This is a genomic window from Lysobacter brunescens (assembly GCF_042677005.1).
Taxonomy (GTDB): Bacteria; Pseudomonadota; Gammaproteobacteria; order Xanthomonadales; family Xanthomonadaceae; genus Lysobacter_I; species Lysobacter_I brunescens.
In genome coordinates this window covers 1,464,185-1,490,084 of the sequence record NZ_JBHTIF010000001.1, presented here as the reverse complement: position 1 = coordinate 1,490,084, position 25,900 = coordinate 1,464,185, and the positions used below count along the sequence as shown (strand labels likewise).

Genomic DNA, 25,900 nt, shown 5'->3' with positions numbered 1-25,900 from the left:
CTCCCGGCCCCGAGATTCGCGGCGCGAGCAGGCTCCGGCGCAGTCCGCATCACTGCGGGTCGCACCGATGCCATGCCTATGGCGTCGCCGCCTCGCCCAGCATCCGCGCCATGGCCTCGACGGCCTTGTCCTCGCGGCGAAGCCAATCGATCTTGCCCCTGAGGTCGCGTCCGTCGGAGCATTTCCGCGCGGGATCGGCCTTTGCGTCGAGCAGTGCCTTGAACGCCTCCGGGCTGCGGTGCAGCATCGCCAGGCACAGCGGCATTTCCGGCTCCGGCAAACCCGACATCGTGTTCACGTCGGCGCCCAGCTCGATCATCGCAACGACGGCCGGCACATTCTTCATCATGACCAGACAGCCGAGGATGTAGGTCGCCGTCGCTTGCGGTTCGGCGCTGAAGCGAACGATCGAGCGGAAGGTCCCTGCATCGCTCGGGCTCAGGCAGTGGATCCTCGCGAGGTTCTTCGCGCCGACCAGCGCGATCGCTTCGCGCATCAGGTCGGCATTCTTGCCACTCAGCTTGCCGCGCTTGTCCGCGCCCTGCTGCGCCAGTCCCGACATCGCGAACGCACGCCACTCCACCATGCCATCACCGTCGCTCGCGGTGTCGATGATCCTGAGCGCTGCCGCGAAATCGCGCTTCCGGTTCATCAGGTAGGCGACGTAGGGCTCGCCGACGCGCATGTCGCCGGGGTTGCGCGCGAGATAGGCATCGCCGACCGCGCGAAGATCGACGGCCGTGCCGTCTTCGAAGGCGATGCCGGCCAGCTTCTCGAACGCGGCTCTCCGCGTCGCGCCGCTGCTCTCGGGATTGTCGAGCGCCTTGCGGTAGGCCACGACGGCGGCGGCTCGATCTTGCTTCGCCGCGAACAGATCGCCTTCGTACAGATCGAGCCGCGCGCACGGGCAGCGATGCTCGCGCGCGAGCGCGTAGAACCGCGTGGCTTCGGCATCGTCCTTCACCTGGAATCGTGCACGACCCAGCGCCAGGTAGGCGAGCGCGAGGGTCGGATCGAGCGCGATGGCCTTGCGCAGGTAGGTTTCCGCTTCGGCGAAATGATCGGGCTTCGCGTCCTTGCGCAGGTCGATGAAGTCCGGCAGCTGCGCTTCGCGCATCGTCATCGACACCAGCCCGAGGTACAGCTGGATCTGCGCGTCCTTCGGCTTAAGCGCTTCGGCGCGCAACAGCAGGCGCTTGGCCTGGTCGTACGCCCGCGCGCCACCGCTGCCGTAGAGTTCCTTCGCTTCCGCGAACAGCGCATCGGCTTCGACCGGCGTCGATGCGGCGACGGGCTTCGGCAACGCTGCGGCGGCCGCCTTCGCGAAGTCGTCGTGCCAATTGGTCAATATGCCCTGGGAATGCACCAGTCCGAACCTGGGATAGTACGACTGGCCGGCTTCGCCTTCGGCGAAGACCAGGAAGCGCGCCAGGTCTTCGTTGGACACGTCGCCGAGCACGGGGGCAAGCCATTCCATCGCGAATGTCTCCTCGCCCGGCCCTCTCCAGTAGCGCGACTCGCGGAATGCGGCCAACGCCGACGAGGCGGGGTCGCGCGCGTCCTCGACCGCCGCGATCAGGAATTCGACCTCGCGCAGGCGACCTCCCAGGAGCTCGTCCGAGTGCATGGCATGTGCCAGCCGCACCAGCAGCGTCAGGCGCGTCTTGTCCGGCGCAACGGCCGACGGCGTGCGCTGCGGCTGCTGCATGATCAGGCCATGGATCCGCTCCATCACCGGATCCGCGATCCATGCTTCCCACGCCGGAATGCGTTCATCGAGCATGCCGCCGACGAACTGGCAGCGCGCACGATCGAGCAATTTCGCATCGGAGAAATAGTCGTCGAAGACGGGCTTGAGCCTGGCCTCGACCGCCGGATCGTCCGACACCATCGCCTCGAGCAGAGGGCGAGGCACGCGCATCGCGTCCATCATCCGCGCGATGTCGCCGGACGACGCCGCAAGCGCCAGCGTCCTGCGCGTCTGTTCCGGGAAGTAATCCTTCATCCGGCAGCCGGGGACGATCACCGCATCCGCGGGCTGCGGAGGCAGCGACTGCTCCTGGGCATCCGCGAACGGAACGAAACAGATCGCCGCGAGTGCGATCGCCAGACAACCGAGACCACGACGCATCCTGATGTCCTCGCAGGTTGAAACGGATGGCATTGCCGGTGGGGCATCCGTGTCCGCAGGCTTCACAGCCTGTGGACCCGGAACTTGCGGCCCTTGATCTTGCCGCTGCGCAGCCGGGCCAGGGCGGTGTCGGCCTGCTGGCGGGCGATCGCGACGTAGGACCGGGTGGGATAGACGTCGATCTTGCCGATCATGTCGGCTTTGAGGCCGGCCTCGCCGGTGAGGGCGCCGACGATGTCGCCCGGGCGGAGCTTGTCGGTGCGGCCGGCGTCGATGCGCAGGGTGGCCATCGGCGCGGGCGAGACGCCGGACGGGCGGCCGGTCAGGGGCGCCATGCGCTCGTAGCGCAGCGACTTGCCCAGGCGCAGGGAAATGGCGCTCTCGCGCGACATGTCGGCCGGGGTGCACAGGCTCAGCGCGAGGCCCTCGCGGCCGGCGCGGCCGGTGCGGCCGATGCGGTGCAGGTAGGTGTCGGCGTCACTGGGCAGGTCGTAGTTGACGACCGCGGCGAGGTCCTCGACATCGAGGCCGCGCGCGGCCACGTCGCTGGCGACCAGCACGCTGCAGCTGCGGTTGGCAAAACGCACCAGCGTCTCCTCGCGATCGCGCTGTTCCATGTCGCCGTGCAACGCCAGCGCGCTGAAACCGTAATGGGTCAGCGAACCGACGACTTCCTCGGTGTCCTTGCGCATGTTGCAGAACACCACGCACGAGGCCGGTTTGTAGTTCAGCAGCAGCGCGGCGAGCAACGGCGCCTTGCGCTCGGGTTCGACCTCGAAGAACAGCTGTTCGATCGTCGCCGGTTCCGCACCGCCGTCAACGCTGACCTCGACCGGATCGCGCAGCATGGCGCTGCCGAGCGCGCGGATCGCATCGGGAAACGTCGCGGAAAAAAGCAGGCCCTGGCGGTCCTTCGGCGTGCGCTTCACGAGATCGCGGATCGCGTCCTCGAAGCCCATGTCGAGCATGCGGTCGGCTTCATCCAGCACCAGCGTGCGCACGCCCGACAGCGACAGCGCCTGCTTCTGCACCAGTTCCTGGATGCGCCCCGGCGTACCGACCACGACCTGCGGCTCGTGCGCCAGCGAGGCCAACTGCGGGCCGAGCGGAATGCCGCCGCAGAGGATCGAGATCTTCAGGTTCGGAATGCCGGTGGCGAGCCTACGCAGCTGCTTGCCGACCTGGTCGGCCAGCTCGCGCGTGGGGCAGAGCACAAGGGCCTGCGTGCGCACGGCGCCGGCATCGATGCGATGCAGCAGGCCCAGGCCGAACGCCGCAGTCTTGCCGCTGCCGGTGGGCGCCTGGGCGATCACGTCGCGGCCGTCGAGAATGGCCGGCAGCGCCTGGGCCTGGACCGGGGTCATCGTGGTGTAGCCGAGGGCGTCGAGCCCCTGCGCCAGAGTGGGGTCCAGCGTAAGCGCCGAAAAGTCGTTGGGTGCGTTCATGCGGACATGATCGCAGACCCTCGGGCAAAACGCAGGCGATGCGCGCTTTTCCGGGGGTTCCACGGCGGGCATCGCGCACGCCGCCGTGCCGTTTGCACGTTCATGAAACATCGCTGAGCACGGCCGTGCGGTTTCATCCGCGGTTTGGAAACGCATGGGGAGACTGCGGCCTCCCCCACCGGAGATCGCCTTCATGAAGACCATGCACCATGGCAAGACGACGCACCCCGCCAAGCGCACCGGCATCCTGCTGGGACTGGCCCTCGCCGCCGCGCTGTCTGCCAATGCCCACGCGGGCGACGACACGGCGCTGACCGAGGCGCAGGTCAAGGCCACCCTGGAAGCGCAGGGCTACAGCAGGATCAACGACCTCAAGTTCAAGGATGGCGTCTGGAAGGCGGATGCGCGCAGCGCCGACGGCAATCGCGTCGATGTACGCCTCGACCCCAGGACCGGTCAGGTCTTCCCCGACGAGCAGGTCGCGAACCTGAGCGAGGCCGACGTCAAGGCCCGGTTGTCCGCGCAGGGCTACAGCGACATCCACGACGTGAGCTTCCGCAACGGCATCTGGAACGCCAAGGCCGACAACGCCGCCGGCGTCGAGATGGCCCTGCGCCTCGACCCGGCCACTGGCGACGTGATCGGCGCCGACAAGGATTGATCCACGCCGGAGGCTTGCTGCGTCAAGCCTGCGCACTCACGGCGCCGCCCGACAGCGGCGCCGTGTGCGTATTGCAGCCGCCTCTTCCACGGACGGACCGCTCCCGCAAGTGAGCGCGGACTGATACCAACCCGCCCGCGCCCCGGGTTACCCTTTCTGCTGCTACGACGCACCGAACCGCACGCAGAAGGAGAAAGGACATGGGGAGCCATCGAGTCACGCTGAGCAACCAGCAGACGGTGATGCTGGCGGACTGGCACGATCAGCGCCCGACGCAGCACGGCGACACCCTGCGCGACAAGCCCTGGGATCGCAGCCACGATCGCAACGGCCTGGCCTTCTACGAATCGACCGTGAACCTGATGCGCAACGAGCAGGCCGTGGCCCTGATGCCATCGGTGGTCTTCACGCACGAAAACAAGACCTATCGCCTGTTCATGAGCGAGAAGACCGGCACCTGGCACAGCCCGGAGGCGCTGGACATCGACCACGTGAAGGAGTGGAAGAAGCACCTGATCGACAAGAAGGTCACCAACTACGCCGATGCGAACATGGCGTACAACGACACCGACAACCTGCGTCTTCTGCCGTCGTCGTACAACCGCTCGCGCAACAAGGTGGACCGCCTGCTCGAAGGCGGAGTGGATTCGGATGAATGGCGCGCGTGGCTGAAGGAAAACGCCGAGTTCGACCCGAACGCACCGCATCGCGAGTTCGATCCGCAGAAGGACAACGCCCGGCGCAAGGCGAGTACGCTCAACGCGACCTGGTCGCCCGAGGACGGGCGCGGCGACCTGTACTTCGACACCCGGGTCAAGAGCATCTGGCTCGAAAACGAGCTGTCCAAACGCTATGCGCTGACCGTCGACATTCCCGATGCCGAGACCGGCGAGCTCGCGTACTCCGTCCCGCTGTTCCACTGCGCGACGACCGGGCAGCTGGTCACCCGCGATGCCTTCGACATCGACCACCGCCGCCCGATCAGCGACGTACTGCAGGAGATGTGCGACAACAGCGACACCGGCACGATCAGCAAGGCCGCGGCGCTGGATGCCTACAACGACGTCGGCAACCTGCAGCTCGTGTCGCGCAGCGCGAACTGCTCGCACGAATGGGAGCGCGACGCGCTCGGCCGGTTCGATGGCGACTACGACTTCGGCAGCGAGGACGATCTCGCGGATTTCATCGACGACCGCGACCCGCAGGTCGTCGCACTCGAAGGCCAGGCGTTCGAAGACGAGGTCCTCGCCACTAACGACGAGCAGATGCCCGATGAGCCGGCACCTTCCGGCGTCAAGCGGGATAACCGCGATTTCGACAATCGCGTCACCGCGAGCTGGAACCCGGACGACCTCTCGCAGGACAGCGATCCGCCGGCACGCAAGCGCATCACACTGGGCCCGCCCGAACCCCTGCCCGAGCGCCCTGCGCAACTCAACGACGCGATGCATCCGCAAAACCGCCTGTATGTCGATGCGTGCGTGGCCATGGATCGATACGACCCGACCGGCCAGATCTTCGGTCACGGCAAGGAACGCGAGAAGATCGCCGCCGCGCTCACGGTCGAAGCCCATCGCAGCCAGCTGCAGCGCATCGATCATGTCACCGCCAGCGGCAGAAGCATCTTCGCGACCCAGGGCGACCTGGGCGCGCCCACGAGCCTGAACGCCCGAACGACCTTTATCCACGCGACCTCGCGCACCCTGGTCGAACATACGCAAGCGATCGACATGCTGCCGCAGCCGCCGCAGCCGAACGTGCAGCAGCCGCCGCAGGTCGTGTCGATGCAACGGTACTGACGCCGCTGCGAACCGGCCGGGCACGCGCCGCCCGGCCCGCCCCTCAGTCGAACCCGGCGCCGTAATACAGGTCGTAGCGCTCGCGGCGGCCCACACGCTCGATCGCGGCCTTCACGTCGTCGCGCGCCAGCAGCGCATCGCGCTGCACACGCAGGCGCGCGAGGGTCGGCGTCGCTTCGACTTCGCGATACTGCTGCAGCGCCTCCAGCGTGGCGGCGCGTTCCTTCGGCGACTCCAGCAGGCCGATCAGCACCTGCGCGGCTTCGTCCAGACGCCCCAGCATCACCAGCGCCTCCAGGTGGATCGTCTGGGCGTGCGTCCGCCCCTTGCGGATCGTCTCGAACGCGCGCTGCATGCCCTTCGTGTCCTGGGACAACCACGCCGCGCACAGGCGCACGCGCGCCTGGAACATCCGCCCGTAGTCGCTGGTCCGACCGCCGTCGATCGCATCGGCCATGCGCCGTGCGTCTTCGGCGCGGCCGAAGCTGCAGTGCATCTCGCCGAGGTTGAGCGTCTGGCTCACGTTCGGGCCAGCCTTGTCCGCCAGGCGCCGCGCGCGTTCCATGTCGGCGAGCGCCTCCTCCGCGCGCCCGAGGCGATACAGTGCGACCGCGCGGTTGTTGAGCAGCCAGGCCTGCGCCTGCTCGCGGCTGTCGGCCTCATCGCCGCCCCGGGATGCGGCTGCGGGCGCGGGCGCGGCCAGTGCGTCATCGACGAGGCGGATCGTGGCCGCATGGTCGCCGGCACTCAGCAGCGCATAGGTGAACTGCACCTTCGCGTCGAGGTCGTCGGGCCGGCCATCGACCTTCGCGCGCAGGGCCTCGACGGCACGCTCGGCGGCGCGCGTCGGATTGAAGGCCCAGGCCTCGCGATCGACGATCGGATCGAAGCGCCTGTCGCTGCGCATGGCGATGATGGCGCCCGGCTGCACGATGCGGCGGGCTGCGGCACGCGCCGCATCGATCTCGCCGCGCGCCAGGCGCATCCGCGCCAGGTGGTACCACAGGAAGCTCGCATCGCCGCCGGGATCGTCCCACCGGGCGTCGAACAGGGTCTGCAGGAAGGCCAGCTTTTCGGGCGAATCCTCGGGCAATGCGGCCTGCAGCCGGTAGACCTCGCCGGCATCGATGTTGACCAGCAGCTCCGGCCAGCGCTCGGCCAGTTCGGTGAAGGCTTCGGCTGCCGACGCATGCCTGCCGCGCGCATCTTCGTTCAGCGCAAGCCAGTACCAGACATCGGGATCGTCGTCGGCCGCTTCGATCGCGCGCCGCAGCCGCTCGCTCGCGCGCTCGAAACGCTGCGCGGACATGTCGACGCGCGCCAGCACCGCCCACGCCAGCCGACGATCCTCCGCCGGCAACGCATCGAAACCCGGATCGCGCAGCACCGCATCGAGCAGGCGTCCGGCGGCCTCGCGATCGCGCGCGTCATACAGCGACTGCGCGCGGGTGATGTCGGCGCGCAGCGCGCGCACACCCGGCGTCGACCCGGACGTCGAGTTCGCGTAGCGCTTGGTTTTCTCGTTGAGCTGCGGGGGACAGCCGCCGCCAGGGCACGCAGGCTGCGGTTGGGACTGGGCGACGGCCTGACATGCGAACAGCAGCAGGGGAAGGACGATCCGCGATCTTGGCGCCATGCAGCAGGGTTCCCGTTGGAGGCCGGCGCATCGTGCCGTGATGACGCTTGCGCGGCACCGCCAATGTGCCGCAGCGCTGCGGGCGTGGCAACAGGCGCAACCCGCCGGGATGCCGCCGTCAATGACGCGCGGCACCGCCATCGAGCACGGCCAGCGCGGCCTTCGCTTCCACGTCGCCGCGCGCGACGGCTGCGGCGAGGATCTGCCGTGCGCTGCCACCGGGCCGACACGGCCGCTCGATGTCGGCGCCCGCCTTGATCAGCAGCGCCAGGCTCCGATCGTCGCTGCGCGCGGCCGCGCCGCAGACCGCCGGATTCTGCCAGAGCGCGTTGATGGGCATGTTCACGTCCTTGATCGAAGGCAGGATCATCGCCAGCACATGCGGGCGCCGATACTCGATGGCGCAGCCGAACAGCGCGTTGTCCACCTCGTTCGCAGCGTGCTGACCCGACCTCGCCGCGCGCACCACCGGAATGACGGCAGGATCATGTGCCCTGCAGGCGGCGACGCCATAGCGGTTGGTGTCGAAGCTCTTCGCGAACTCGCCCTTGGCGACTTCGAGGCGCGCAGAAGCAGGTGCATCGATGATGCGCTGCACGGTCAGCCGGCTGCGGAGATCGGACATCAGGTCCGGCAACCAGCCCTTCGGGATCGGCGCGACCAGTGCCGCGACTTCGCCGGACTTCGCGCCCTGGTCCAGCAGGATATGGGCGTAATCGTGGTGCCGCTGCCAGCCCTCAGGGGTCAGGGGCAATTGGGACCTGACCAGATCGGCCCGTTCTTTCGATCGCCCGGTCGCATCCAGCACGAGCCCGAGATGCATGACCGCGCGATGACGCGTGAGCATGCGGTCGCCCGCCTTGGCGATCGCGGCGCGGTACAGCTTTTCCGCCTTGGGGTACTGCTTCTGCGCATAGGCGAGATCGCCTTCGAACAGGGCCAGCAGCGGGTTGCCGGCGTCGATCCGACGCGCCTGCGCGAAGTGCTCCGCAGCCTTCGCATCGTCCAGCTTGAGGAAGGCGAGATGCCCCGCCAGGGCATGCGCGTCCGCATCGTCCGCAGCCACCGCGAGCGCGCGTTCGACGGCGACCACGAAATAGCTGTAACTCTGGAATTCGGACGCGTCGGGGGGCAGGTCCGAGTCGCGCAGCAGGCGCATGTCGCGCGGGCGCGCCATATCGGACGGGCCTCCGGCGACATCCAGTTCCAGCTTCGCCAGCAGCACCCTGATCCGCGGGTTCTCGCGGTCGCGCAAGGCCAGGTTGTTCAGCTTGTCGCGCAGGGGATAGCGGTTGTAGATCGTGTCCGGGATCTCGAGCAGCCTGCCGATCTCGTCCAGCTGCGCCGCGATCTGGTCGTTGCCGAACGACACGACCATGGGCGCGATCCGCGTCCTCACCTGTTCGCCGAGCAATCCCGCCCAGTCCCGTTGCGCACTGGTGTAGGTCGCTGTCAACGCACGGTAATAGGCCTGCCCGGGCCCGGATTCGGCCCAGGCGAGGAAGGCCTCGACATCGCGGTCGGGCACGCCCGACAGCCGCTGCGCAAGGCGCACGTCGACGCCGGCCTGCTCGGTTTCCTGCACAGGGACGGGCACTCCGTAAGCAAGACGATATTCCGAGACGAGGGGATCCAGTCGGGCCTCGACATCGGCGGCGATGCGCTGCAGGACCTGGCGTCTGGTCGCGGCGAGATCGATTCGGCCGGTGGCCGTCCACACGCGCAGCAGCAGTGCCCGCCTTGCGCCGCTTGGCGCTGTGCTCGCGGCGACCGGAGCCGCTGGCGCATCCGAGACGATGCGCTCGTGGAGTTGCCGCAGACGGGCATCCGACACCCAGGCGCCCCAGGCATCGATCATCGGCGGGTTGCGCGAATAGCGGGTGAAGTCGCATGTGGCCTGCTTGCGCACCGATTGCTCGGAGAACAAGGGCGCGAGCACGGGCGCCGCCTCCGTCAGTGCCGCCGGATTGCGTGCCTTGAGGACGCGCTCGACCTCGGCGCGCACGGCGTCGTAGTACGCCTGCGCGCGCGCCAGGTCACCGCTGCGCTTCACGATGTCGATCGTGCGCGTGTAGGCCGGGTAGTCGATGCTGCGATCCGCGACGCAGTTGGGCGCGATGGCGGTGAGCGGATCGTAGGCGATCGGGCGCGGCTGGTCGGCGGCGGGCGAGGCCGCGTTCGTGCAACCGGACACGACGACGATGCCGAGCGCAGCGCACAGGGACCAACGTTGCATGCAACCTCCGGATGTTCGATGCGATGAAGCGGCGCGCGGCGCCGTAGATGCGATGTCAGCGGCCGCCATCGTGGCGATCCAGCAGTGCGAGCATGTCCTTCGCGGCCTTTTTGAAGGCAGGCTCGGCGTCCGGCCTCGTCGCGCGTTCGGCCAGGAACTCGCGCACGGTCTTGCCGTCGCCGCAGCGCAGGCTGGTATCCGGCTTCGCCTTGAGGATCGTCTCGAACACGACGGGGTCCATCAGGACGGCGGCGCTGCACAGGGGTCGTCCGCCCTGCATGGCCGCGTTGGGCTGGTCGATGTCCTTGACCATCGGCAGGACCCGCTCGATGAACGCGCGATCGCGGCCCCACATGCCGCAGGCGAGCAGGTTGTCGGCAGCCGCACTGGGCTGGTCGCTGGCGGCGACCACCTCGGCAGCGATCTGCTGCCGCACCCGCGAATAGCAGGCTGCATCGACCACTTCGGGCGAAGACTCGGCCATGTCGTAGGCGCGCTGCACTTCGCGGGCGCGCTGCGCCGGCGCTGCCGCACCGGCACGCAGCAGTTGCAGGCGGACCTCCAGGTCACGTTTCGCGTCGGGCAGCCAGCGCTCCGGCACCGGCGCGATCATGGCTTCGATCTCGGCCACGGTGCCATCGGTCTGGATCAGGCGGCGGGCCTGGTCCAGCCGGAAGTCCCACATGTCCGGATGACGCTTGAGCTGCGCGTTCGCGACCTCGCGGAATTCGCGCTCGCGTCCCTGCTTCGCAAGCACGTGACGCAGCCGCCCCAGCGAGTAGTAGTGGTCATAGGCACGCACTTCGGGCGCGGCGAGGATCTGCCGGTGGATGCGCTCGGCCTTCGCGTAATCGCCGCGCACATAGGCCAGGTCGGCCTCGAAGTAGGCCAGTGTCGGGCCCTTCGGGTCGAGCTTGCGCGACAGCGCGTACAGTCGGGTCGCTTCGTCGTCCTTCGACTGCAGGAACTGGGACCGCCCCAGGTAGAGATGCGCCTCGGCGTGCTTCGGGTCGAGCTCGATGGCGCGACGCAGGCGGCCCTCGATCTCCGCGTAATCCTGCGGTCGCGCCGGATGCATGCGATCGATGACAGCACGGATCTGTCCCTCGACGCCGGTGTCGATGCGTGGCAGGGACCTGAAGGCGATCCGGGCGAGCAGGACCTGGATGTCGGCGTTGTCGGGATCCAGCTGCTCCGCGCGCAGCAGCAGGGTGCGCGCTTCGGGCACCACCACGCGGGTGCCGACCTGGTCGTAGAGGCGACGCGCTTCGGCGAGCAGCTTCGCGGCCTCGGCAGGATCGCGCTCGACGGCCTTCGGCTGGACGCTGGACTTCAGCGCGGCGGAGAGTCGCTGCCCCCACGGCCCCGCCGACCTGAAATAGCGGTCGCGCAGGGTCTGGTAGTAGGCCTGTCCTTCGCGCGATTCGGCGAACGCGAGGAAGCGCTGCAGATCGGCATCGGAGACATCGTCGAGGGCCTTGGCCAGGTAGTGATCGACGATCACCTGCTCGGGCGGCACGCCCAGGTCGTCGCCATTCATCGCGAGATCCTGCCCCAGCGAAGACGAAGGATCGAGCGCGGCTTCGGCGATGGCGACGATCTGCCATTCCACCGCCGTCAGGGCATGCAGGTACACGCGCAGGTCGGTGGCGCGCGACACCCGCAGCAGCTGCGCCCGACGCGCGTCGGGCACGGACGATGCACGCTGGGGAATGTCATCGCTGCCGATGTCGACGATCGCAGCGTGGATCTCGCGCATCCGGGCATCGAGGGACCAGGCGTCCCAGGCTTCGTACTCGGGCTGGGCGCGGTCGAACTGGATGAAGGCGCAGACGGCGAGCTTCTCGATCTCGCCGGCGGAGAACAGCGCGTCCAGGGCCGGCTTCGCGCGTGCGGGGCCGGCCGGGTCTGCATCGGCCAGCTGCGCTTCGAGTCGAGCCCGCACGCGCTGGAAATACCCCTGCGAACGTTCGACCTCGCCATTTCGCCGCAGGATGTCGACGATGATCGAGAATCCTTCGAGATAGGGGCTGTGGGAGGGCGCGCAATCCGGAAGGCCCGCGCCAGGCGAGGCGCCTGCGCTGGAGAGCTGCGGCTGCGGGTTGTAAGCTTCGGAACATCCCGTCGCCAGGAAGATCACCATCGCCAGACTGAAAGGCCTGATACGCATGTCCATTCGTCGCTCCTTGGGTCGGAGAAGGATATCGTGAATTCGCATGCAGGCCCGCCGTCCGGACGTTCATCCGCGTCATGACCGACCCCGTCTCCGCGAGCAGGTTCCTCAGCCTGGTGCTGCGCCACCGCCCTGATCTCATCGGCCTGTCCCTCGACGACGCGGGCTGGGCGGAGATCGATGCACTGGTCCGACTGTCGCAGGGGCATCGACCACTGACGCGCGCACTGATCGAAACGGTGGTCGCGACCAGCGACAAGCAGCGGTTTGCGATCAGCGAAGACGGGCTGCGCATCCGCGCGAACCAGGGGCATTCGATCGACGTCGACCTGGCGCTGGAGATCGTCGCGCCGCCCGAGTTTCTGTACCACGGCACCGCCACGCGCTTCGTCGAGGCGATCCGTCGCGAAGGCCTGTCGCGACGCAATCGTCACCACGTGCATCTGTCGGCGGATGTCGAGACCGCGACGCGTGTGGGCACGCGTCACGGCAAGCCGGTGGTGCTGGTCGTGCGCGCGGCCGGGATGGCGGCAGCCGGCCATGTCTTCCATCGCTCGGCCAACGGCGTGTGGCTGACCGAAGCGGTGCCGGTCGCGTTCATCGACTTCGGCGACGCCTGACGCATCCCATCGGCAACAATCGTCCGGGAATACGATTTCATCGGCCGCCGCGCGCCTTGTGGCAGGGGTCGGCATCGCGCAGAGTGCAACGCGATCCGTCGCTGAGTCATGCGCGATGGATGCCGCACGACATGCCGCACTGCAGCATCGCAAGCGCGCACGTCGCACCCGATGCGAGACCCGACGCGATACGCCCTGGAGGCCAGGATGCGCCCGACCCGATACCGCCACGGCCGTTCGTTGCCGTTGTCCTTCTTCATGTCGCTGCTGATGACGTTGCTGCTGGCCGGCTGCGAGCTGCCGTTCGCGATGAGCAGCACCGCCTTGGCCAGCGATGTGCCTTCTCTCACCACACCGGCATCGCGCAAGCACACGCCGGCCGGCATCTGCGAGGCCACCGACGTCAGCCAGGTGCTGCTGCCGGTGCCCGCGCAACCGCGCGATGGCGCGCCGCGCGACGTGCGCGTGCGCTATCGCCGCGAGGATGGCGCGTACGGCGGCTGGGGCCTGCACGTGTGGCAGGTCGACGCCGCCGGCCAGTACATCGCCGACTATCCGGGCGTGACCTGGAACGGTCCGCTCGCGCGTGCCGGCGTCGATGCCTACGGCGCCTATTTCGACATCCGCGCGACCGCGTTCACGCATCCGGCGGCAGCGGGCTTCGGCTTCATCGTGCATCCGCCGGGACAGGGCGGCGATCCCGGCGTCGACCGGCTGTGGTCGTTCACCGACGGCGGCGAACTCTGGCTGCGTTCGGGCGATGCGACCGTGTATCGCAACGATCCCGTCGCTTCCACGCCCGACATCGCGACCGTGCGCGTGCACTACCGTCGTTTCGACAACGCCTACGACCAGTGGGGCCTGCACCTGTGGCCGACCAGCGGCATCGATGTCGCGCGACTCGGCGGGCTGACGCTGGACCAATGGAACGCGCCGGTGGCGCTGTCGTCGATGCCGAACCATGCGGTCGGCGCGAACGAGATCGCCTTCGACCTGCCGGTGCTGAACCCGCGCGACGATGCGTCGCGGCGCGCGGTCGAGTTCATCGTCCACGGCATGCCATCGAAGCCGAACGGCGGCGTGAACGACAAGGACGGCTGGAACGACAACATCCGCGTGCCGTTCGCGGCGCTGACCATCGCCGATGGTGTCGGCCATGTGTGGCTGGTGCAGGGCACGCCGAAGATCTTCACCGCGCCGCCGGACCTGCGCCGCGTCTCGACGAGCGATGCGCGTGCGTTCTGGCTGAGCCGCGATCGCCTGCAGTGGCCGCGCGCGGATGCCGCCGGCACCTTCAAGCTCTATCACTCGGCCGAGGGCCGGATCATCGCCGCGCGCGGCGAACCGGTGCAGGACGCCGACGGCGCGCTGACCCTGCGCGTCGGCGGCGACGTGCCCGATGCGATCGCCGAACGTTTCCGCTGGATCGAAGCCGGCGTGCGCCTGTCGGTGGAACCGGCCGACGTGCCGCGCCTGGATACGCTGGCCACCCAGCAGCTGCTGCTCGTGCAGGAAGACGCTGCGGGCCGCGTGCTCGCCGCGACCACGGCGCAGCTGCCGGGTTTCCTCGACGACCGCTATGCCGCCGCCGAGGCCATCGATGACCTCGGCGTCAGCATCGATCGCGGTCGCACCGCGTTCAAGCTGTGGGCACCGACCGCGCGCAAGGTCTCGCTGTGCCTCGATCCGGCACGCGGCGGGCATGGCAGGCACGGCAGCCGCATCGAGCGCCCGATGCGCCTCGATCCCGCCACCGGCACCTGGCAGCTCGAACTGCGCGGCGAGCACCACGGCGGCCATTACCGCTATGCCGTCGAAGTCTTCGTGCGCGGCGTCGGCGTGGTCCGCAACCTCGTGACCGATCCCTATTCGCTCAGCCTCGACGCCGATTCGCAGCGCAGCTACATCGCCGACCTAGACGCGCCGTGGCTGATGCCGCGCGGCTGGCGCCAGTCGCGCGCTCCGGAGAAGGTCCGCGCGCAGGAAGACATGGCGATCTACGAACTGCACGTGCGCGACTTCTCGGTCGGCGACGCGACCGTGCCGCCGCAGCATCGCGGCAAGTACCTCGCCTTCGCCCAGCGCGACAGTGCCGGCATGCGCCACCTGCGCGCGCTGGCCCGCGCGGGCATGACCGACGTGCACCTGCTGCCGGCCTTCGATTTCGCGAGCACGCCGGAACGCAACTGCATCACGCCGATGATTCCGCAAGCCGCGCCCGATTCGGACGCGCAGCAGGCGGCAGTCAACGCGGTGCGCGCGAACGACTGCTTCAACTGGGGCTACGACCCCTGGCACTTCACTGCGCCGGAAGGTGGCTTCGCCAGCGACCCTGACGACGGCGCGGCGCGCATCCGCGAGTTCCGCGCGATGGTCATGGGCCTGCACGAAGCCGGCCTGCGCGTGGGCATGGACGTGGTCTACAACCACACCAGCGCCTCCGGCCAGGATCCGAAGTCGGTGCTCGATCGCATCGTGCCCGGCTACTACCACCGCCTGAACGCCAGCGGCGACGTCGAGCGCTCGACCTGCTGCGAGAACACCGCGACCGAACAGCGGATGATGGGCAAGCTGATGATCGACTCGGTGAAGACGTGGGCGACGCAGTACCGCATCGACTCCTTCCGCTTCGACCTGATGGGCCACCAGCCGCGCGCGGTGATGGAACGGCTGCAGCAGCAGGTGAACGCAGCCACCGGTCGCCAGGTGCAGCTGATCGGCGAAGGCTGGAACTTCGGCGAGGTCGCCAACGGCGCGCGCTTCGTCCAGGCCTCGCAGCTGTCGCTCAACGGCAGCGGCATCGGCACCTTCAGCGACCGTGCGCGCGACCACGTGCGCGGCGGCTCGGGCTTCGACAGCGGCGTGTCGCTGCTGCGCAACCAGGGTTACATCAACGGCATGCACTACGCCGACAACGGCAGCGGCAGCGGCAAGACGCGCAACGACCTGATGTGGTCGGCGGACCTGATCAAGGTCGGCCTCGCCGGTTCGATCCGCGACTACACCATGACCACCCACTGGGACGCCACGCTGCGCCTCGACCAGCTGGACTACGGCGGCCAGCCGGCGGGCTACGTGGTCGATCCGCAGGAAGTGGTGAACTACGTCGAGAACCACGACAACTGGACGCTGTTCGACAACAACGCGTTCAAGCTGCCGGCCGGCACCTCGCGCGAAGACCGCGCGCGCGTGCAGATCCTCGGCGCCGCGATCAACAGCTTCAGCCAGGGCGTGGCCTACTGGCACGCGGGCATCGACACCCTGCGCAGCAAGTCGCTGGACCGCAACAGCTACGACAGCGGCGACTGGTTCAACCGCATCGACTGGACGTATCGCGACAACGGCTATGCCGCCGGCCTGCCGCCGCAGGGCGACAACGGCGCCAACTGGGACGTGATGCGTCCGCTGCTGCGCAACCCCGACATCGCACCGAGCGAGGCCGAGATCCGCTGGACCCGCGACGCCTTCCTCGACCTGATGCGCATCCGCGCCAGTTCGACGCTGTTCCGCATGCGCACCGCAGAGGACATCCGCCAGCGACTGCGCTTCCGCAACACCGGCAGCGCGCAGGTGCCGACGGTGTTGGTCGGGCATCTCGATGGCCGCAGCCATGCGGGCGCAGGCTTCCGCGAACTGCTGTATTTCGTCAACGTCGACACGACGGCGCAGACGCTGACCCTGTCCGAAGACGCGGGCAAGGCCTGGCGCCTGCATCCGGTGCACACCGCGCCCGAGGCCGCGGATCGCCGCGCGCGTCAGGCGACGGTGGACACCGCGACCGGTCGTTTCATTCTGCCGCCGCGCACGGCCGTGGTGTTCGTGGTGCGCTGACGGCAAGCACCATGCATCGCGATGACGACGACGGCGGCCAATGGCCGCCGTCGTCGCATGTGCGCTGCGTCAAACGCACTTCGGCCAGCAGGTATTCACGCGATCGGCCGGGTTCGGCAGATCGGGGCGCGTTTCCGGCTGCGCGCGATCGATCTGCGGCGGATCCGACACCGAGCCTTCGTAATCCTGGTACTCCGGATCGATCAGGATGATCGTCCCCTTGCGATCCGGGATGTTCTCCGGGTCGACTTCGATCGCCTGCCAGCCGAAGACCGTGCGCTTGGTCGCATCGCGCACGCGCTTCCAGGCTTCGATCTGCTCGTCGGTCGGCTCGCCGTCGCCGGTGTCGGCATCGGGATTGGTGTAGCCCGAGCCTTTCTTCGGGAAACCGTCCGGACCCGTGCGCTCGTAGCTGCCATCCTTGTGGATGAGTACTTCGTCGCCATCCTCGAGCTTGATGAACAGGTCGCCGTTCTCGAACTTTTCGCTGTAGACGACCTTGGGACCCTCCTCAGGCACATCGCCGCCATCGTCGGCGCCCGCACTGATCAGCGAGATGTCGACGCCACCGACGCGGCGCACCGGCTTGTTTTCCTTGTCGAAACCGCGCACCAGCGTAAAGCCGTCGGCTTCGGCCGAGATGCCGAAGCCGGCCATCTGTTCCGCGTCCAGGCCGAGCCGAGTCATCGCATCCTTGCGCTCGCCGAGCGGAAACGCCGCCAACGGCGATTCCGGCAGCGAACCGCCGTACTCCTCGAGCGCAGCGTGCAGATCGGCAGGACGGACCACCATCTTGCCGACGCCGAATTCGAAGGTGGGCAGCAGTTGCGCACCGATCATCTCCACGATCAGCGGCAGCGGCGGACGGCTGCCCGGGTCGAGCGGATCGGTGCCGGCCACCACTTCATCGGCATCGCTGACGCCATCGCCGTCGGAATCGACCACGTTCCAGGCGTAATAGCAGGCCGACACGTCGCACAGGCGCACGTGGCGGAGTTCGGGCTCTTCGGCACGCGCCGCAGGCGCAAGTCCCGCCAGCGCGAGACCGGCGGCGATCGCCGAAGCAATCAACGTGAGTTTCATAAATCTCCTTGTCGTATCAACTGTCGGGGGATATCCATGCCGGCATGTACCGATCCGCCGGCAAGGCGAGCTAACGCTTAAGTAACGAAGCTCAGGTCAGCGCGATGCGATAACGGACATCCATCGCAAAAGCGTGCGCGAATCGCGCGGCATGGTGTCCCCGTCCGATGCATTCCCGCGTTTGGGCAGCCCGTGCGGCCACGGACGTCGTGCGCTAGAGTCATGCACTCCCGCCATGGATTACGCGCATGCGTTTCGCCATCTTCGTCCTTGCCGCGCTTTGTTTCCCGCCGGCCTTCGTCCACGCGGAAGGTCCGCAGGCGACGATCGATCGCCGCATCGCGGTCACCATCGACGACCTGCCCTGGCAGCGCATGGCCGACACGCCGCCGGATGCGCTGCAGGGCCGCCACGACGCGCTGATGGCGCAGCTGCGCATGGCCGGCGTGCCGGTGGTCGGCTTCGTCAACGAGGACAAGCTCGAAGTCGACGGCCAGCTGCAGCCGGCACGCGTGAAGATGCTCGAAGACTGGCTCGACGATGGCCACGCACTGGACAACCACACCTACGGCCATGTCGACCTGCACGTGGTCGGCATGCCCGCGTACCAGGCGGCGATCCTGCGCGGTGAGCGCGTGCTGCGACCGATGCTCGCCGCACGCGGCATGACGCCGCGATGGTTCCGCAATCCCTACCTGCGCGCCGGCAGGACCGCCGAAGACAAAGCCGCGCTGGCGGCGTTCCTCGCCGAGCACGGCTACCGCCTGGCGCCGGTGACCGTGGACAACGGCGAATGGGTCTGGGCCTTCGCCTACGCGCGCGTGCTCGACGGCCAGCCGGACACGGCCGAACGCGAGGCGCTGCTCGAACGCCTGCGCCTGGGCTACGTGCCGTACATGCTCAACAAGCTCGACTACTACGAGCGGCAGTCGCAGGCCCTGCTCGGCTACGCGTTGCCGCAGATCTGGCTGCTGCATGCCAACGAACTCAACGCCGTCGCCTATGCCGAACTCATCGCCGGCGCGAAACGGCGCGGCTACCGCTTCGTCACCCTCGACGAGGCGATGCGCGACCCCGCCTACGCGCGCACCGACGGCTACCACGGTCGCTACGGCCCGAGCTGGCTGCACCGCTGGGCGATGGCAGAGAAGAAGCCGAAGGCGTTCTACGCCGGCGAACCTGTGGTCCCGAAGTGGGTGCTGGACCTCGCGGGCGTGGACAGCGAATAGCGGTCCAGGGCGACCAGACCGCCCGCGCCGGTCGCCCGCGTTGCGGCCTGCGGTATCGTCCGGCGCTACTCCTGCGGTCGCGCTTGTGCCGGGACGACGGGCCCGCCTTTGCTGTGGTCAGTCCCCCAGGAACGACGACCATGTCCGCCGCCCTTGCCCCCGCGCCCTGCCCTGTCGAGAACGACGTCCACAGCGGACTGAATCCCACCCGGCACCTGCGCGCCTTCGCACCGCGCGATGTCGACGAGGTCGTCGACCTGCTGCAGGCCGCGCGTCGACAGGGCCGTCGCCTCGCCGTGGCCGGCGCGCGACATGCCATGGGCGGCCAGCAGTTCGCCGAAGGCGGCTGGCTGCTCGACACGCAGCAGCTGTCCGGCGTGCACGCCTTCGACCCGGTCAGCGGGCGCGTGCGGGTCGGTGCCGGCACGCGCTGGCCGGCACTGCAGGCCTTCCTCGCGGGACAGCGCGACCGTGAAGGACAGGGCTGGGCGATCCGCCAGAAGCAGACCGGCGCCGACGACTTCAGCATCGGCGGCGCGCTCGCGGCGAACATCCATGGGCGCGGACTCGACCAGCGTCCCTTCGTCGACGACATCGAAGCGTTCACGCTGGTGCGGCCAGACGGACAGGTCGTGGAAGTCGACCGCCAGCGCGCGCCGCACCTGTTCTCGCTCGCCGTCGGCGGCTACGGCCTGTTCGGCGTGGTGACCGACGTGACCCTGCGCCTGGCGCCGAGGCGCGTGCTGCAGCGACGCGTGTCCCTGCTCCGGCGCGGCGAGCTGATGCATGCGTTCGAGCAGGCGCGCAGCGATGGCGCGCTGTACGGCGACTTCCAGTTCTCGATCGATCCGGACGACGAGCGCTTCCTCGACGACGGCATCTTCGCCTGCTACTACCCGACGCACCTGCGCGACTTCGCGTCATCACCGAAGCATCACCTGTCGGCCGAACAATTCCGCTCGCTGCTCATGCTGGCGCACACCGACAAGCGCGAGGCCTTCGAACGCTACTGCGCCTTCTATCTCACTACCCATGGCCAGCACTACGGCAGCGACGACCACCAGTTCGGCGTCTACCTCGATGGCTACCACCGCGACATCGACCGCGCGCTGGGCCACGTCGGCTCGGAAATGATCACCGAACTGTACGTGCCACCCGGCGATCTCGACGCCTTCCTCGGGCAGGTCGCCGACGACTGCCGCCGCCACGGCACCGACATCGTGTACGGCACGGTGCGCATGATCCGTCGCGAGACCGACACCCTGCTGGCCTGGGCGCGCGAAGACTGGGCCTGCGTCGTGCTGAACCTGCATGTGCGACACGACGAGGCGGGGCGGCAGAGGATGCGCGCGGACACGCAGCGCCTGATCGACCGCGCTCTGGCGTTCGGCGGCAGTTTCTACCTGACCTACCACCGCGAGGCGCGCGCCGACCAGCTGCGCGCGGCCTATCCGCGCATCGACGCCTTCCTCGAAGCGAAGTCGCGGATCGACCCGGACCACGTGCTCGACAGCGACTGGCATCGCGCCCTGCGCGCGACCCTGTCGGCGAATCGATGATCCCGGGCCGGCCCAGCGCGACCGCGCTGATCGTCGCGCTGTCGGTGGCGCGTCGCGGCGTTGCTGCGGGCCTGCCCGACACCTCGCTGCGCATCGCGGCCCGCGCGCTCGACGCTGCAGGCGGGCACTGGCGCGGGCTCGGACGACTGGCGCGACACCGCTTCGGTCGCACGCTGCTCGATTTCGTCGAAGGGATCGCGCTGCCGGGCCTCGCCGCGCATCACTGCGCGCGCAAGCGCTGGTTGCTCGATCGGCTGCGCGCCATGCCTCCACTCGGCGACCTGCTCTGGCCTGCGGTCGGTTTCGACGGCACCGGCGCGAGCCTCGTGGACACCGATCCGCGACTGCGCGTGCGCGAATACGACCATCCGGACACCCTGCGCCTGCGTGCACGCATCGCCGGCACGCAGGCGCGCGTGTCCCGCGCACCGATCGACCTGCCGGACGGCATCGCCGATCTGCGCGCGCAGGGCCTCGACCACCTCGCCACCACGCTGATCGCGGAGGGCGTGGCGATGTACCTGCCGCCGCGTCCGCTGCTGCGCGCACTGCGCATGCTCGCGCGCTGGCCGGTGCCGCCACGGCTGCTGCTGACCGCGCTGGCGCCGATCACGGCGCAGGGTCGCGGTTTCTCGGCGGATTCAGGGCTGGTGCGGCGCTGGCTGTCGGCGCATGGCGAACCTTTCCTCTGGCGCTGCGCGCCCGAGCGGCTCGAACGCCTGCTGCAGCGGCATGGCTATGCGATCGAGGCGCGCTGGGACGGCGCAGGCTACGGCGAGTACGCGCTCGACGCCCGGCACGCGCGCACGCCACCGTTCAAGACCGGCGCGTGATCACGGCTCTGCAGGTACGGCCAGCGGCTTCGCGGCAGGCGCGGCGGCACTGGTAAACGCCTCGCCGTTCACGTCGGCGGCGGTCCAGCCGCGATCCATGTCCAGACCGGTCACCCACCAGGTGTGTGCGTCGATGCGCAGTGGGCCGCGCACGCGTTCGTGGAAGCGCACCGGGAACAGGTAGCCGCCGACCTCGCGGTAGTCGAGGAAGGTGGTGTCGACGTGCGCGCCCTGCGTGGTCGCGAAGCCGTTGAGGCTCATGTGGATGCGATACAGGCGATCGGTCTCGCGATCGATCCACAGCACCAGGTCGTCGCGCTCGGCATCGCCGAAGCCAGGCACCGCCACGCCGGCAATGCGGCGATACACGCGGCCCTCCTCGGTCGCGTCGTCCAGACGACGCCAACTGGCGACGCGGTCGACGAACCAGCTCGGCCCGAAATGGAACATGCGGAAGGCATCGTTGGTCATCGCCGTGGCGCTGCGCCGCGCCGGGTCCTCATTGGCGCGGCCGTTGTAGGCGATCGACAGGCCGTCCGCGCTGCGCACCACGCGCTTGCGCCCCTGCGGGCCGTCGTGGTCGATCGCGTACAGGCCCTCGGACGGGCGATAGCGCTCCTGCGAACGGATGCGGAAGCCGCTGTCGCTCACCAGCGGCTGGATGCGCTGGATCAGCGCGTACCAGCGGCCGTCGGTCGAGAGGTTGATGTCGCCGGGATGCCGACGCAGGTCGCCGCCATGCGCCGCGAGCGTGCGTGCGAACACCGCGTCGCCGTCGAGCGTCTCGCCGGGCGCATCGGCCACGCGGGGGGCAGCGGGCGCCTCGGGGGGAAAGCCGCCGCCAGTGGCGCAGGCGGCGAGCAGGAGGCTGGCGATGGGCAGGCACAGGGCCCGGGGCAGCGCGAACGGCATGGCGGTCTCCGGCAGGGGGCGGACGACTGCGTTGACGGTGATGCGGGCCGTCCGGATGCAGCGCGTCAGCCCAGCGGTTCGACCGCGTCGCCCACCCGCAGCGTGCCGGTGCCGCGTGCGATCAGGTTCATGCCGAAGGTGATGCCCGCCGGGGTGCGCCGGTACTGCTTGAGGATCTCCAGCGGCTCGCCATCCTCACGCCGCCTGCCCAGGGCCGGGTCGACGGTGGTGAACACGCAGCGGGTGCAGGGCTTGACCGCGTCGAAGTCGATGCCGCCGATGCGCACGCGGCGCCAGCCGTCCTCGGCGTGCGCGTCGACACCATCGACGACCAGGTTCGGGCGGAAGTGCGCCATCGTCAGCGGCGCGCGGCCGGCGGCGGACAGGCGGGCGTTCAGGCCGTCGAGCGCGGCCTGCGAGATCACCAGCAGCGGATAGCCGTCGGCGAAGCTGACCTCGTCGCCGTCGTGGCTGTAGGCGGGATCGACGGTGCGACGCGCGGCTTCGTCCATGCGCACCAGGCGCACCTCGCGCTGCAGGAACGCGCTGAGCCAGGCATCGGCGGCGGGATCGGCGCGCGGCGCGTCGATCGTGTCCTTCCACACCGTCACCATCGCGCGCGGCGCGTCCGGCGGCGGCACGGCGACGTCGAGCGGCACCATGCCCGGTGCGGACAGGCGCAGGCCCTCGCCCAGCGGCTCGGCGCGAACCAGGACCAGCTCGCTCACCGCCCGCGCGGTGACGAAACGCCCTTCGGCATCCACCACCAGCCAGCGCCGATCGTGGCGCGGCCCGCGCGACTCGACCTCCAGCGATTCGACCGCGAGTGGCGCGCAGGACTTCAGCGGATGCAGGGACAGGGCGGACAGGTGCATGCGCGCGGCTCGTCGGGGGCGGTGCGCCATTGTGCCGCATCCGTTCCGCCGCCCGGCGCGTATCCGTCTCACGGAACGAGACGGATACGGCGACAATCTCCCCATGCAGATCACCCGCAAACTCGCGATCCTGGCCGACGCCGCGAAGTACGACGCCTCCTGCGCGTCCAGCGGTGCGGGCGGGCGCAATTCGCTGAAGTCCGGCGGCATCGGCAGCACCGAGGGCATGGGCATTTGCCATTCGTACACGCCCGACGGCCGCTGCGTGTCGCTGCTGAAGATCCTGCTCACCAATTTCTGCATCTACGACTGCGCCTACTGCGTGAACCGGGTGAGCAGCAACGTGCCACGCGCACGCTTCGCGGTGGACGAAGTGGTGCGGCTGACCCTCGACTTCTACAAGCGCAACTACATCGAGGGCCTGTTCCTCTCCAGCGGCATCATCCGCAACGGCGACTACACGATGGAACAGCTGGTCGAGGTCGCGCGCAGCCTGCGCGAGGACCACCGCTTCGCCGGTTACATCCACCTCAAGACGATTCCCGAAGCCTCGCCCGAGCTGCTCGCACTGGCCGGTCGCTACGCCGACCGCCTGAGCATCAACATCGAGCTGCCGACCGAAGACGGGCTGAAGAAGCTGGCACCGGAGAAGCAGTTGCCCGGCATCCGCGCGGCGATGGGCACGGTCTCGGCGAAGATCGAGGAAACACTGGAAGCACGCAAGCCGGCGACGACCAGCAACGCCACGCCGAAGCGACGTCGCCCACCGCGCTACGCGCCCGCCGGGCAGAGCACGCAGATGATCGTCGGCGCCGACGATGCCGACGACCGCAGCATCCTGCTCACCTCCAGCGGCCTGTACGGCGATTTCCGCATGCGTCGCGTGTACTACTCCGGCTTCAGTCCGATTCCGGACGCGTCGTCGTCCCTGCCGGTGAAGCCGCCGCCCCTGCTGCGCGAGCACCGGCTCTACCAGGCCGACTGGCTGCTGCGCTTCTACGAATTCGGCGTCGAAGAGATCGCCCCCGATGCCAAGGCCGGCGGCAGCGGCATGCTCGACCTCGACATCGACCCCAAGCTGGCCTGGGCACTGCGCCATCCCGAGAAATTCCCGGTGAACCTCAACACCGCGCCGCGCGAAATGCTGCTGCGCGTGCCGGGTCTGGGCACACGTAACGTCGACCGCATCCTCATTGCGCGCCGCCACGGCCGCCTGCGCATGGAGGACATGGCGCGGCTGCGCGCACCGCTGCAGAAGATGCTGCCCTTCATCCAGCTGCCGGACCATCATCCGCGCAAGCGCCTCGACGATCCGGCGACGCTGCGCGCGCAGCTCGCGCCGAAGCCACGCCAGCAGGATCTGTTCGCGTGAGGGGCAGCGCGACATGAGCCGCTTTCGCGCCGAAGTCGAGCCCGGCTGGGATCTCGATGCCTGGCGCAGGCTCGCCCGCGCCGGGCTGTGCGCGGGCATCGCGCCGGAAGACATCGACTGGGACGGCGATGCGCAGGCCACCCTGCTGGCCGCGCCGGATCTTGTCGCTGCCCCCGCGACCTTCCCCGCGCCGCAGGTGCCCAGCGCGCTGTTCGAACTCGCTGCGGCGGTGCTGTGTCATCGCGACCCGCAGCGACACGCGCTGCTCTACCGCATCGCCTGGCGCATCGCGCAGGGCGAGAAGCACCTGCTCTCGCGCGTCACCGATGCCGACGTACGTCGCGCCTCGGAGCTGGCCAAGGCGGTCGGTCGCGACACGCACAAGATGAAGGCCTTCGTGCGCTTCCGCGAAGTGCCGGGCGAAACCGACGCCTTCATCGCCTGGTTCGAACCCGCGCACCAGATCGTCGACCGCGTGGCACCGTTCTTCGCGCGCCGCTTCGCCGGCATGCGCTGGGCGATCCTCACGCCGGACCGCAGCGTCGCCTGGGACGGCACGGCGCTCGCGTTCGGTCCCGGCGGGCAGCGCAGCGATGCGCCCGCCGACGATGCGCGCGAAGACCTGTGGCGCACCTACTACGCGCACATCTTCAATCCCGCGCGCCTCAATCCGCGGATGATGCGGCAGGAGATGCCGCAGAAATACTGGAAGCACCTGCCCGAGGCGCAGCTGCTGCCGGAACTGATCCGCACCGCCGGCCAGCGCGTGCGCGAGATGCAGGAACGCGAGGCGCAGGCGCCGAGGCGACGGATTCCGAAACGCCGGGCGAGGACGCGCCCGGGCATGAAGACATCCCGGAAAACACCTGACAGTTGTCACGTGACGCGACCGGACGCGGCGGGAACAATCTCCGCACGCCCACCGACCTTGCCGGACCCCGCCATGACCGACAGCCTCGCCAGCCTCCGCGCCGACTTCGAAGCCCGCAGCCGCCGCTCACTTTCCCTGCCGATCGCCGGCCTGATCGTCTGGGCCGCCGCCGGCGCCTTCGGCTGGAACCTCACCGACCGCAGCGCGGCGCTGCTGCTGGTGATCGCCACCGGCGCGATCTTCCCGATCGCGATGCTGGTCGCGCGCATCCGTGGCGAGCAGGTGCTGTCGAACGTCAATCCGCTGGGCCGGCTGATGGGCCTGTGCGTAGTGATGGTCAATCTGCTCTGGGCCCTGCACGTGCCGCTGCTGGTGCACGCGCCCGAATACGTGCCGCTGAGCCTCGGCCTGGGGTTGGGCCTGCACTGGATGGTGTACTCGTGGATCGTAGGCCACCCGGTCGGCCACATCCATGCCATTGTCCGCACAGTCGCCCTCTCCGCTGCATGGTGGCTGGCCCCCGAGCACCGCCTGTCCGCCTGCGCAGCCGCCGTCGTACTGGCCTACGTGATCTCGATCGCGATGATGGCGACGCGCCCGATCCCCGCTGCAGTTGCGGCCGACGCGCGCTGAG

General features: G+C 68.9%; 17 protein-coding genes. 9 read left to right on the top strand and 8 right to left on the bottom strand.

Going from position 1 to position 25,900, the window contains the following annotated elements:
• Positions 1 to 76: 76 nt before the first annotated feature.
• Positions 77 to 2,131, bottom strand: a complete 2,055-nt coding sequence (locus tag ACFQ0E_RS06405) for a hypothetical protein (protein WP_386822839.1) — start codon at positions 2,129 to 2,131, stop codon at positions 77 to 79.
• Positions 2,132 to 2,193: 62 nt separating this feature from the next.
• Positions 2,194 to 3,576, bottom strand: coding sequence for an ATP-dependent RNA helicase DbpA (gene dbpA, locus ACFQ0E_RS06400; protein ID WP_386822838.1), 1,383 nt, complete (start codon positions 3,574 to 3,576; stop codon positions 2,194 to 2,196).
• A 193-nt stretch (positions 3,577 to 3,769) separates the two neighbouring features.
• On the opposite strand from dbpA, the gene ACFQ0E_RS06395 reads away from it, so the two are divergent.
• Both ACFQ0E_RS06395 and ACFQ0E_RS06390 read left to right on the top strand, forming a co-directional pair.
• Positions 3,770 to 4,237, top strand: coding sequence for a PepSY domain-containing protein (locus ACFQ0E_RS06395; RefSeq protein WP_386822837.1), 468 nt, complete (start codon positions 3,770 to 3,772; stop codon positions 4,235 to 4,237).
• A 200-nt stretch (positions 4,238 to 4,437) separates the two neighbouring features.
• A complete protein-coding gene (locus ACFQ0E_RS06390) occupies positions 4,438 to 6,036 on the top strand; it encodes an XVIPCD domain-containing protein (protein ID WP_386822836.1) in 1,599 nt (532 codons plus the stop codon).
• A gap of 43 nt (positions 6,037 to 6,079) precedes the next feature.
• On the opposite strand, the gene ACFQ0E_RS06385 is transcribed toward ACFQ0E_RS06390, so the two are convergent.
• The 3 genes from ACFQ0E_RS06385 to ACFQ0E_RS06375 form a co-directional block, all read right to left on the bottom strand.
• Positions 6,080 to 7,672, bottom strand: a complete 1,593-nt coding sequence (locus tag ACFQ0E_RS06385) for a hypothetical protein (RefSeq protein ID WP_386822835.1) — start codon at positions 7,670 to 7,672, stop codon at positions 6,080 to 6,082.
• Between the two features lie 118 nt (positions 7,673 to 7,790).
• Positions 7,791 to 9,908 carry a tetratricopeptide repeat protein gene (locus ACFQ0E_RS06380; RefSeq protein WP_386822834.1) on the bottom strand — a complete coding sequence of 706 codons (2,118 nt, stop codon included), beginning with the start codon at positions 9,906 to 9,908 and terminating at the stop codon, positions 7,791 to 7,793.
• Between the two features lie 55 nt (positions 9,909 to 9,963).
• Positions 9,964 to 12,078: a tetratricopeptide repeat protein gene (locus tag ACFQ0E_RS06375; protein ID WP_386822833.1), complete on the bottom strand. Its 2,115-nt coding sequence runs from the start codon at positions 12,076 to 12,078 to the stop codon at positions 9,964 to 9,966.
• A gap of 80 nt (positions 12,079 to 12,158) precedes the next feature.
• Between ACFQ0E_RS06375 and ACFQ0E_RS06370 the strand changes: the two genes are divergently transcribed.
• The gene (locus tag ACFQ0E_RS06370) at positions 12,159 to 12,701 is read left to right on the top strand and encodes an RNA 2'-phosphotransferase (RefSeq protein WP_386822832.1); all 543 of its coding nucleotides are present in this window, start codon (positions 12,159 to 12,161) and stop codon (positions 12,699 to 12,701) included.
• A gap of 207 nt (positions 12,702 to 12,908) precedes the next feature.
• On the top strand, positions 12,909 to 16,532 hold the full coding sequence (locus ACFQ0E_RS06365; RefSeq protein ID WP_386822831.1) for an alpha-1,6-glucosidase domain-containing protein: 3,624 nt from the start codon (positions 12,909 to 12,911) through the stop codon (positions 16,530 to 16,532).
• A gap of 69 nt (positions 16,533 to 16,601) precedes the next feature.
• On the opposite strand, the gene ACFQ0E_RS06360 is transcribed toward ACFQ0E_RS06365, so the two are convergent.
• Positions 16,602 to 17,615: a thrombospondin type 3 repeat-containing protein gene (locus tag ACFQ0E_RS06360; protein ID WP_386822830.1), complete on the bottom strand. Its 1,014-nt coding sequence runs from the start codon at positions 17,613 to 17,615 to the stop codon at positions 16,602 to 16,604.
• Positions 17,616 to 17,863: 248 nt separating this feature from the next.
• Between ACFQ0E_RS06360 and ACFQ0E_RS06355 the strand changes: the two genes are divergently transcribed.
• From ACFQ0E_RS06355 to ACFQ0E_RS06345, 3 genes are all read left to right on the top strand, one after another.
• Positions 17,864 to 18,844: a polysaccharide deacetylase family protein gene (locus ACFQ0E_RS06355; protein WP_386822829.1), complete on the top strand. Its 981-nt coding sequence runs from the start codon at positions 17,864 to 17,866 to the stop codon at positions 18,842 to 18,844.
• 140 nt (positions 18,845 to 18,984) lie between these two features.
• Positions 18,985 to 20,403 (top strand): FAD-binding oxidoreductase, encoded by a 1,419-nt coding sequence (locus ACFQ0E_RS06350; protein WP_386822828.1) that lies wholly within the window; start codon positions 18,985 to 18,987, stop codon positions 20,401 to 20,403.
• Complete coding sequence (locus tag ACFQ0E_RS06345; RefSeq protein WP_386822827.1) at positions 20,400 to 21,236, top strand: class I SAM-dependent methyltransferase; 837 nt, start codon at positions 20,400 to 20,402, stop codon at positions 21,234 to 21,236. Before ACFQ0E_RS06350 ends, ACFQ0E_RS06345 begins: the two co-directional genes overlap by 4 nt.
• On the opposite strand, the gene ACFQ0E_RS06340 is transcribed toward ACFQ0E_RS06345, so the two are convergent.
• Together ACFQ0E_RS06340 and ACFQ0E_RS06335 are read right to left on the bottom strand one after the other, a co-directional pair.
• A complete protein-coding gene (locus ACFQ0E_RS06340; protein ID WP_386822826.1) occupies positions 21,237 to 22,148 on the bottom strand; it encodes a hypothetical protein in 912 nt (303 codons plus the stop codon). It abuts the gene before it with no gap.
• Between the two features lie 65 nt (positions 22,149 to 22,213).
• Entirely contained in the window at positions 22,214 to 23,023 is an 810-nt protein-coding gene (locus ACFQ0E_RS06335) for an MOSC domain-containing protein (protein ID WP_386822825.1), read from the bottom strand.
• A gap of 103 nt (positions 23,024 to 23,126) precedes the next feature.
• Between ACFQ0E_RS06335 and ACFQ0E_RS06330 the strand changes: the two genes are divergently transcribed.
• Both ACFQ0E_RS06330 and ACFQ0E_RS06325 read left to right on the top strand, forming a co-directional pair.
• The gene (locus ACFQ0E_RS06330; RefSeq protein ID WP_386822824.1) at positions 23,127 to 24,395 is read left to right on the top strand and encodes a putative DNA modification/repair radical SAM protein; all 1,269 of its coding nucleotides are present in this window, start codon (positions 23,127 to 23,129) and stop codon (positions 24,393 to 24,395) included.
• Between the two features lie 13 nt (positions 24,396 to 24,408).
• Entirely contained in the window at positions 24,409 to 25,899 is a 1,491-nt protein-coding gene (locus ACFQ0E_RS06325; protein ID WP_386822823.1) for a TIGR03915 family putative DNA repair protein, read from the top strand.
• Position 25,900: the final 1 nt, after the last annotated feature.

What these genes read in the sequence shown, in the direction of transcription:
- ACFQ0E_RS06370 (WP_386822832.1), top strand. Translation starts at nt 12,159, where the DNA reads ATGACCGACCCCGTCTCCGCGAGCAGGTTCCTCAGCCTGGTGCTGCGC.
- ACFQ0E_RS06380 (WP_386822834.1), bottom strand. Translation starts at nt 9,908, where the DNA reads ATGCAACGTTGGTCCCTGTGCGCTGCGCTCGGCATCGTCGTCGTGTCC.
- ACFQ0E_RS06405 (WP_386822839.1), bottom strand. Translation starts at nt 2,131, where the DNA reads ATGCGTCGTGGTCTCGGTTGTCTGGCGATCGCACTCGCGGCGATCTGT.
- ACFQ0E_RS06375 (WP_386822833.1), bottom strand. Translation starts at nt 12,078, where the DNA reads ATGCGTATCAGGCCTTTCAGTCTGGCGATGGTGATCTTCCTGGCGACG.
- ACFQ0E_RS06355 (WP_386822829.1), top strand. Translation starts at nt 17,864, where the DNA reads ATGCGTTTCGCCATCTTCGTCCTTGCCGCGCTTTGTTTCCCGCCGGCC.
- ACFQ0E_RS06350 (WP_386822828.1), top strand. Translation starts at nt 18,985, where the DNA reads ATGTCCGCCGCCCTTGCCCCCGCGCCCTGCCCTGTCGAGAACGACGTC.
- ACFQ0E_RS06395 (WP_386822837.1), top strand. Translation starts at nt 3,770, where the DNA reads ATGAAGACCATGCACCATGGCAAGACGACGCACCCCGCCAAGCGCACC.
- ACFQ0E_RS06390 (WP_386822836.1), top strand. Translation starts at nt 4,438, where the DNA reads ATGGGGAGCCATCGAGTCACGCTGAGCAACCAGCAGACGGTGATGCTG.
- ACFQ0E_RS06365 (WP_386822831.1), top strand. Translation starts at nt 12,909, where the DNA reads ATGCGCCCGACCCGATACCGCCACGGCCGTTCGTTGCCGTTGTCCTTC.
- ACFQ0E_RS06325 (WP_386822823.1), top strand. Translation starts at nt 24,409, where the DNA reads ATGAGCCGCTTTCGCGCCGAAGTCGAGCCCGGCTGGGATCTCGATGCC.
- ACFQ0E_RS06330 (WP_386822824.1), top strand. Translation starts at nt 23,127, where the DNA reads ATGCAGATCACCCGCAAACTCGCGATCCTGGCCGACGCCGCGAAGTAC.
- ACFQ0E_RS06345 (WP_386822827.1), top strand. Translation starts at nt 20,400, where the DNA reads ATGATCCCGGGCCGGCCCAGCGCGACCGCGCTGATCGTCGCGCTGTCG.
- ACFQ0E_RS06360 (WP_386822830.1), bottom strand. Translation starts at nt 17,615, where the DNA reads ATGAAACTCACGTTGATTGCTTCGGCGATCGCCGCCGGTCTCGCGCTG.
- ACFQ0E_RS06335 (WP_386822825.1), bottom strand. Translation starts at nt 23,023, where the DNA reads ATGCACCTGTCCGCCCTGTCCCTGCATCCGCTGAAGTCCTGCGCGCCA.
- ACFQ0E_RS06340 (WP_386822826.1), bottom strand. Translation starts at nt 22,148, where the DNA reads ATGCCGTTCGCGCTGCCCCGGGCCCTGTGCCTGCCCATCGCCAGCCTC.
- ACFQ0E_RS06385 (WP_386822835.1), bottom strand. Translation starts at nt 7,672, where the DNA reads ATGGCGCCAAGATCGCGGATCGTCCTTCCCCTGCTGCTGTTCGCATGT.
- dbpA (WP_386822838.1), bottom strand. Translation starts at nt 3,576, where the DNA reads ATGAACGCACCCAACGACTTTTCGGCGCTTACGCTGGACCCCACTCTG.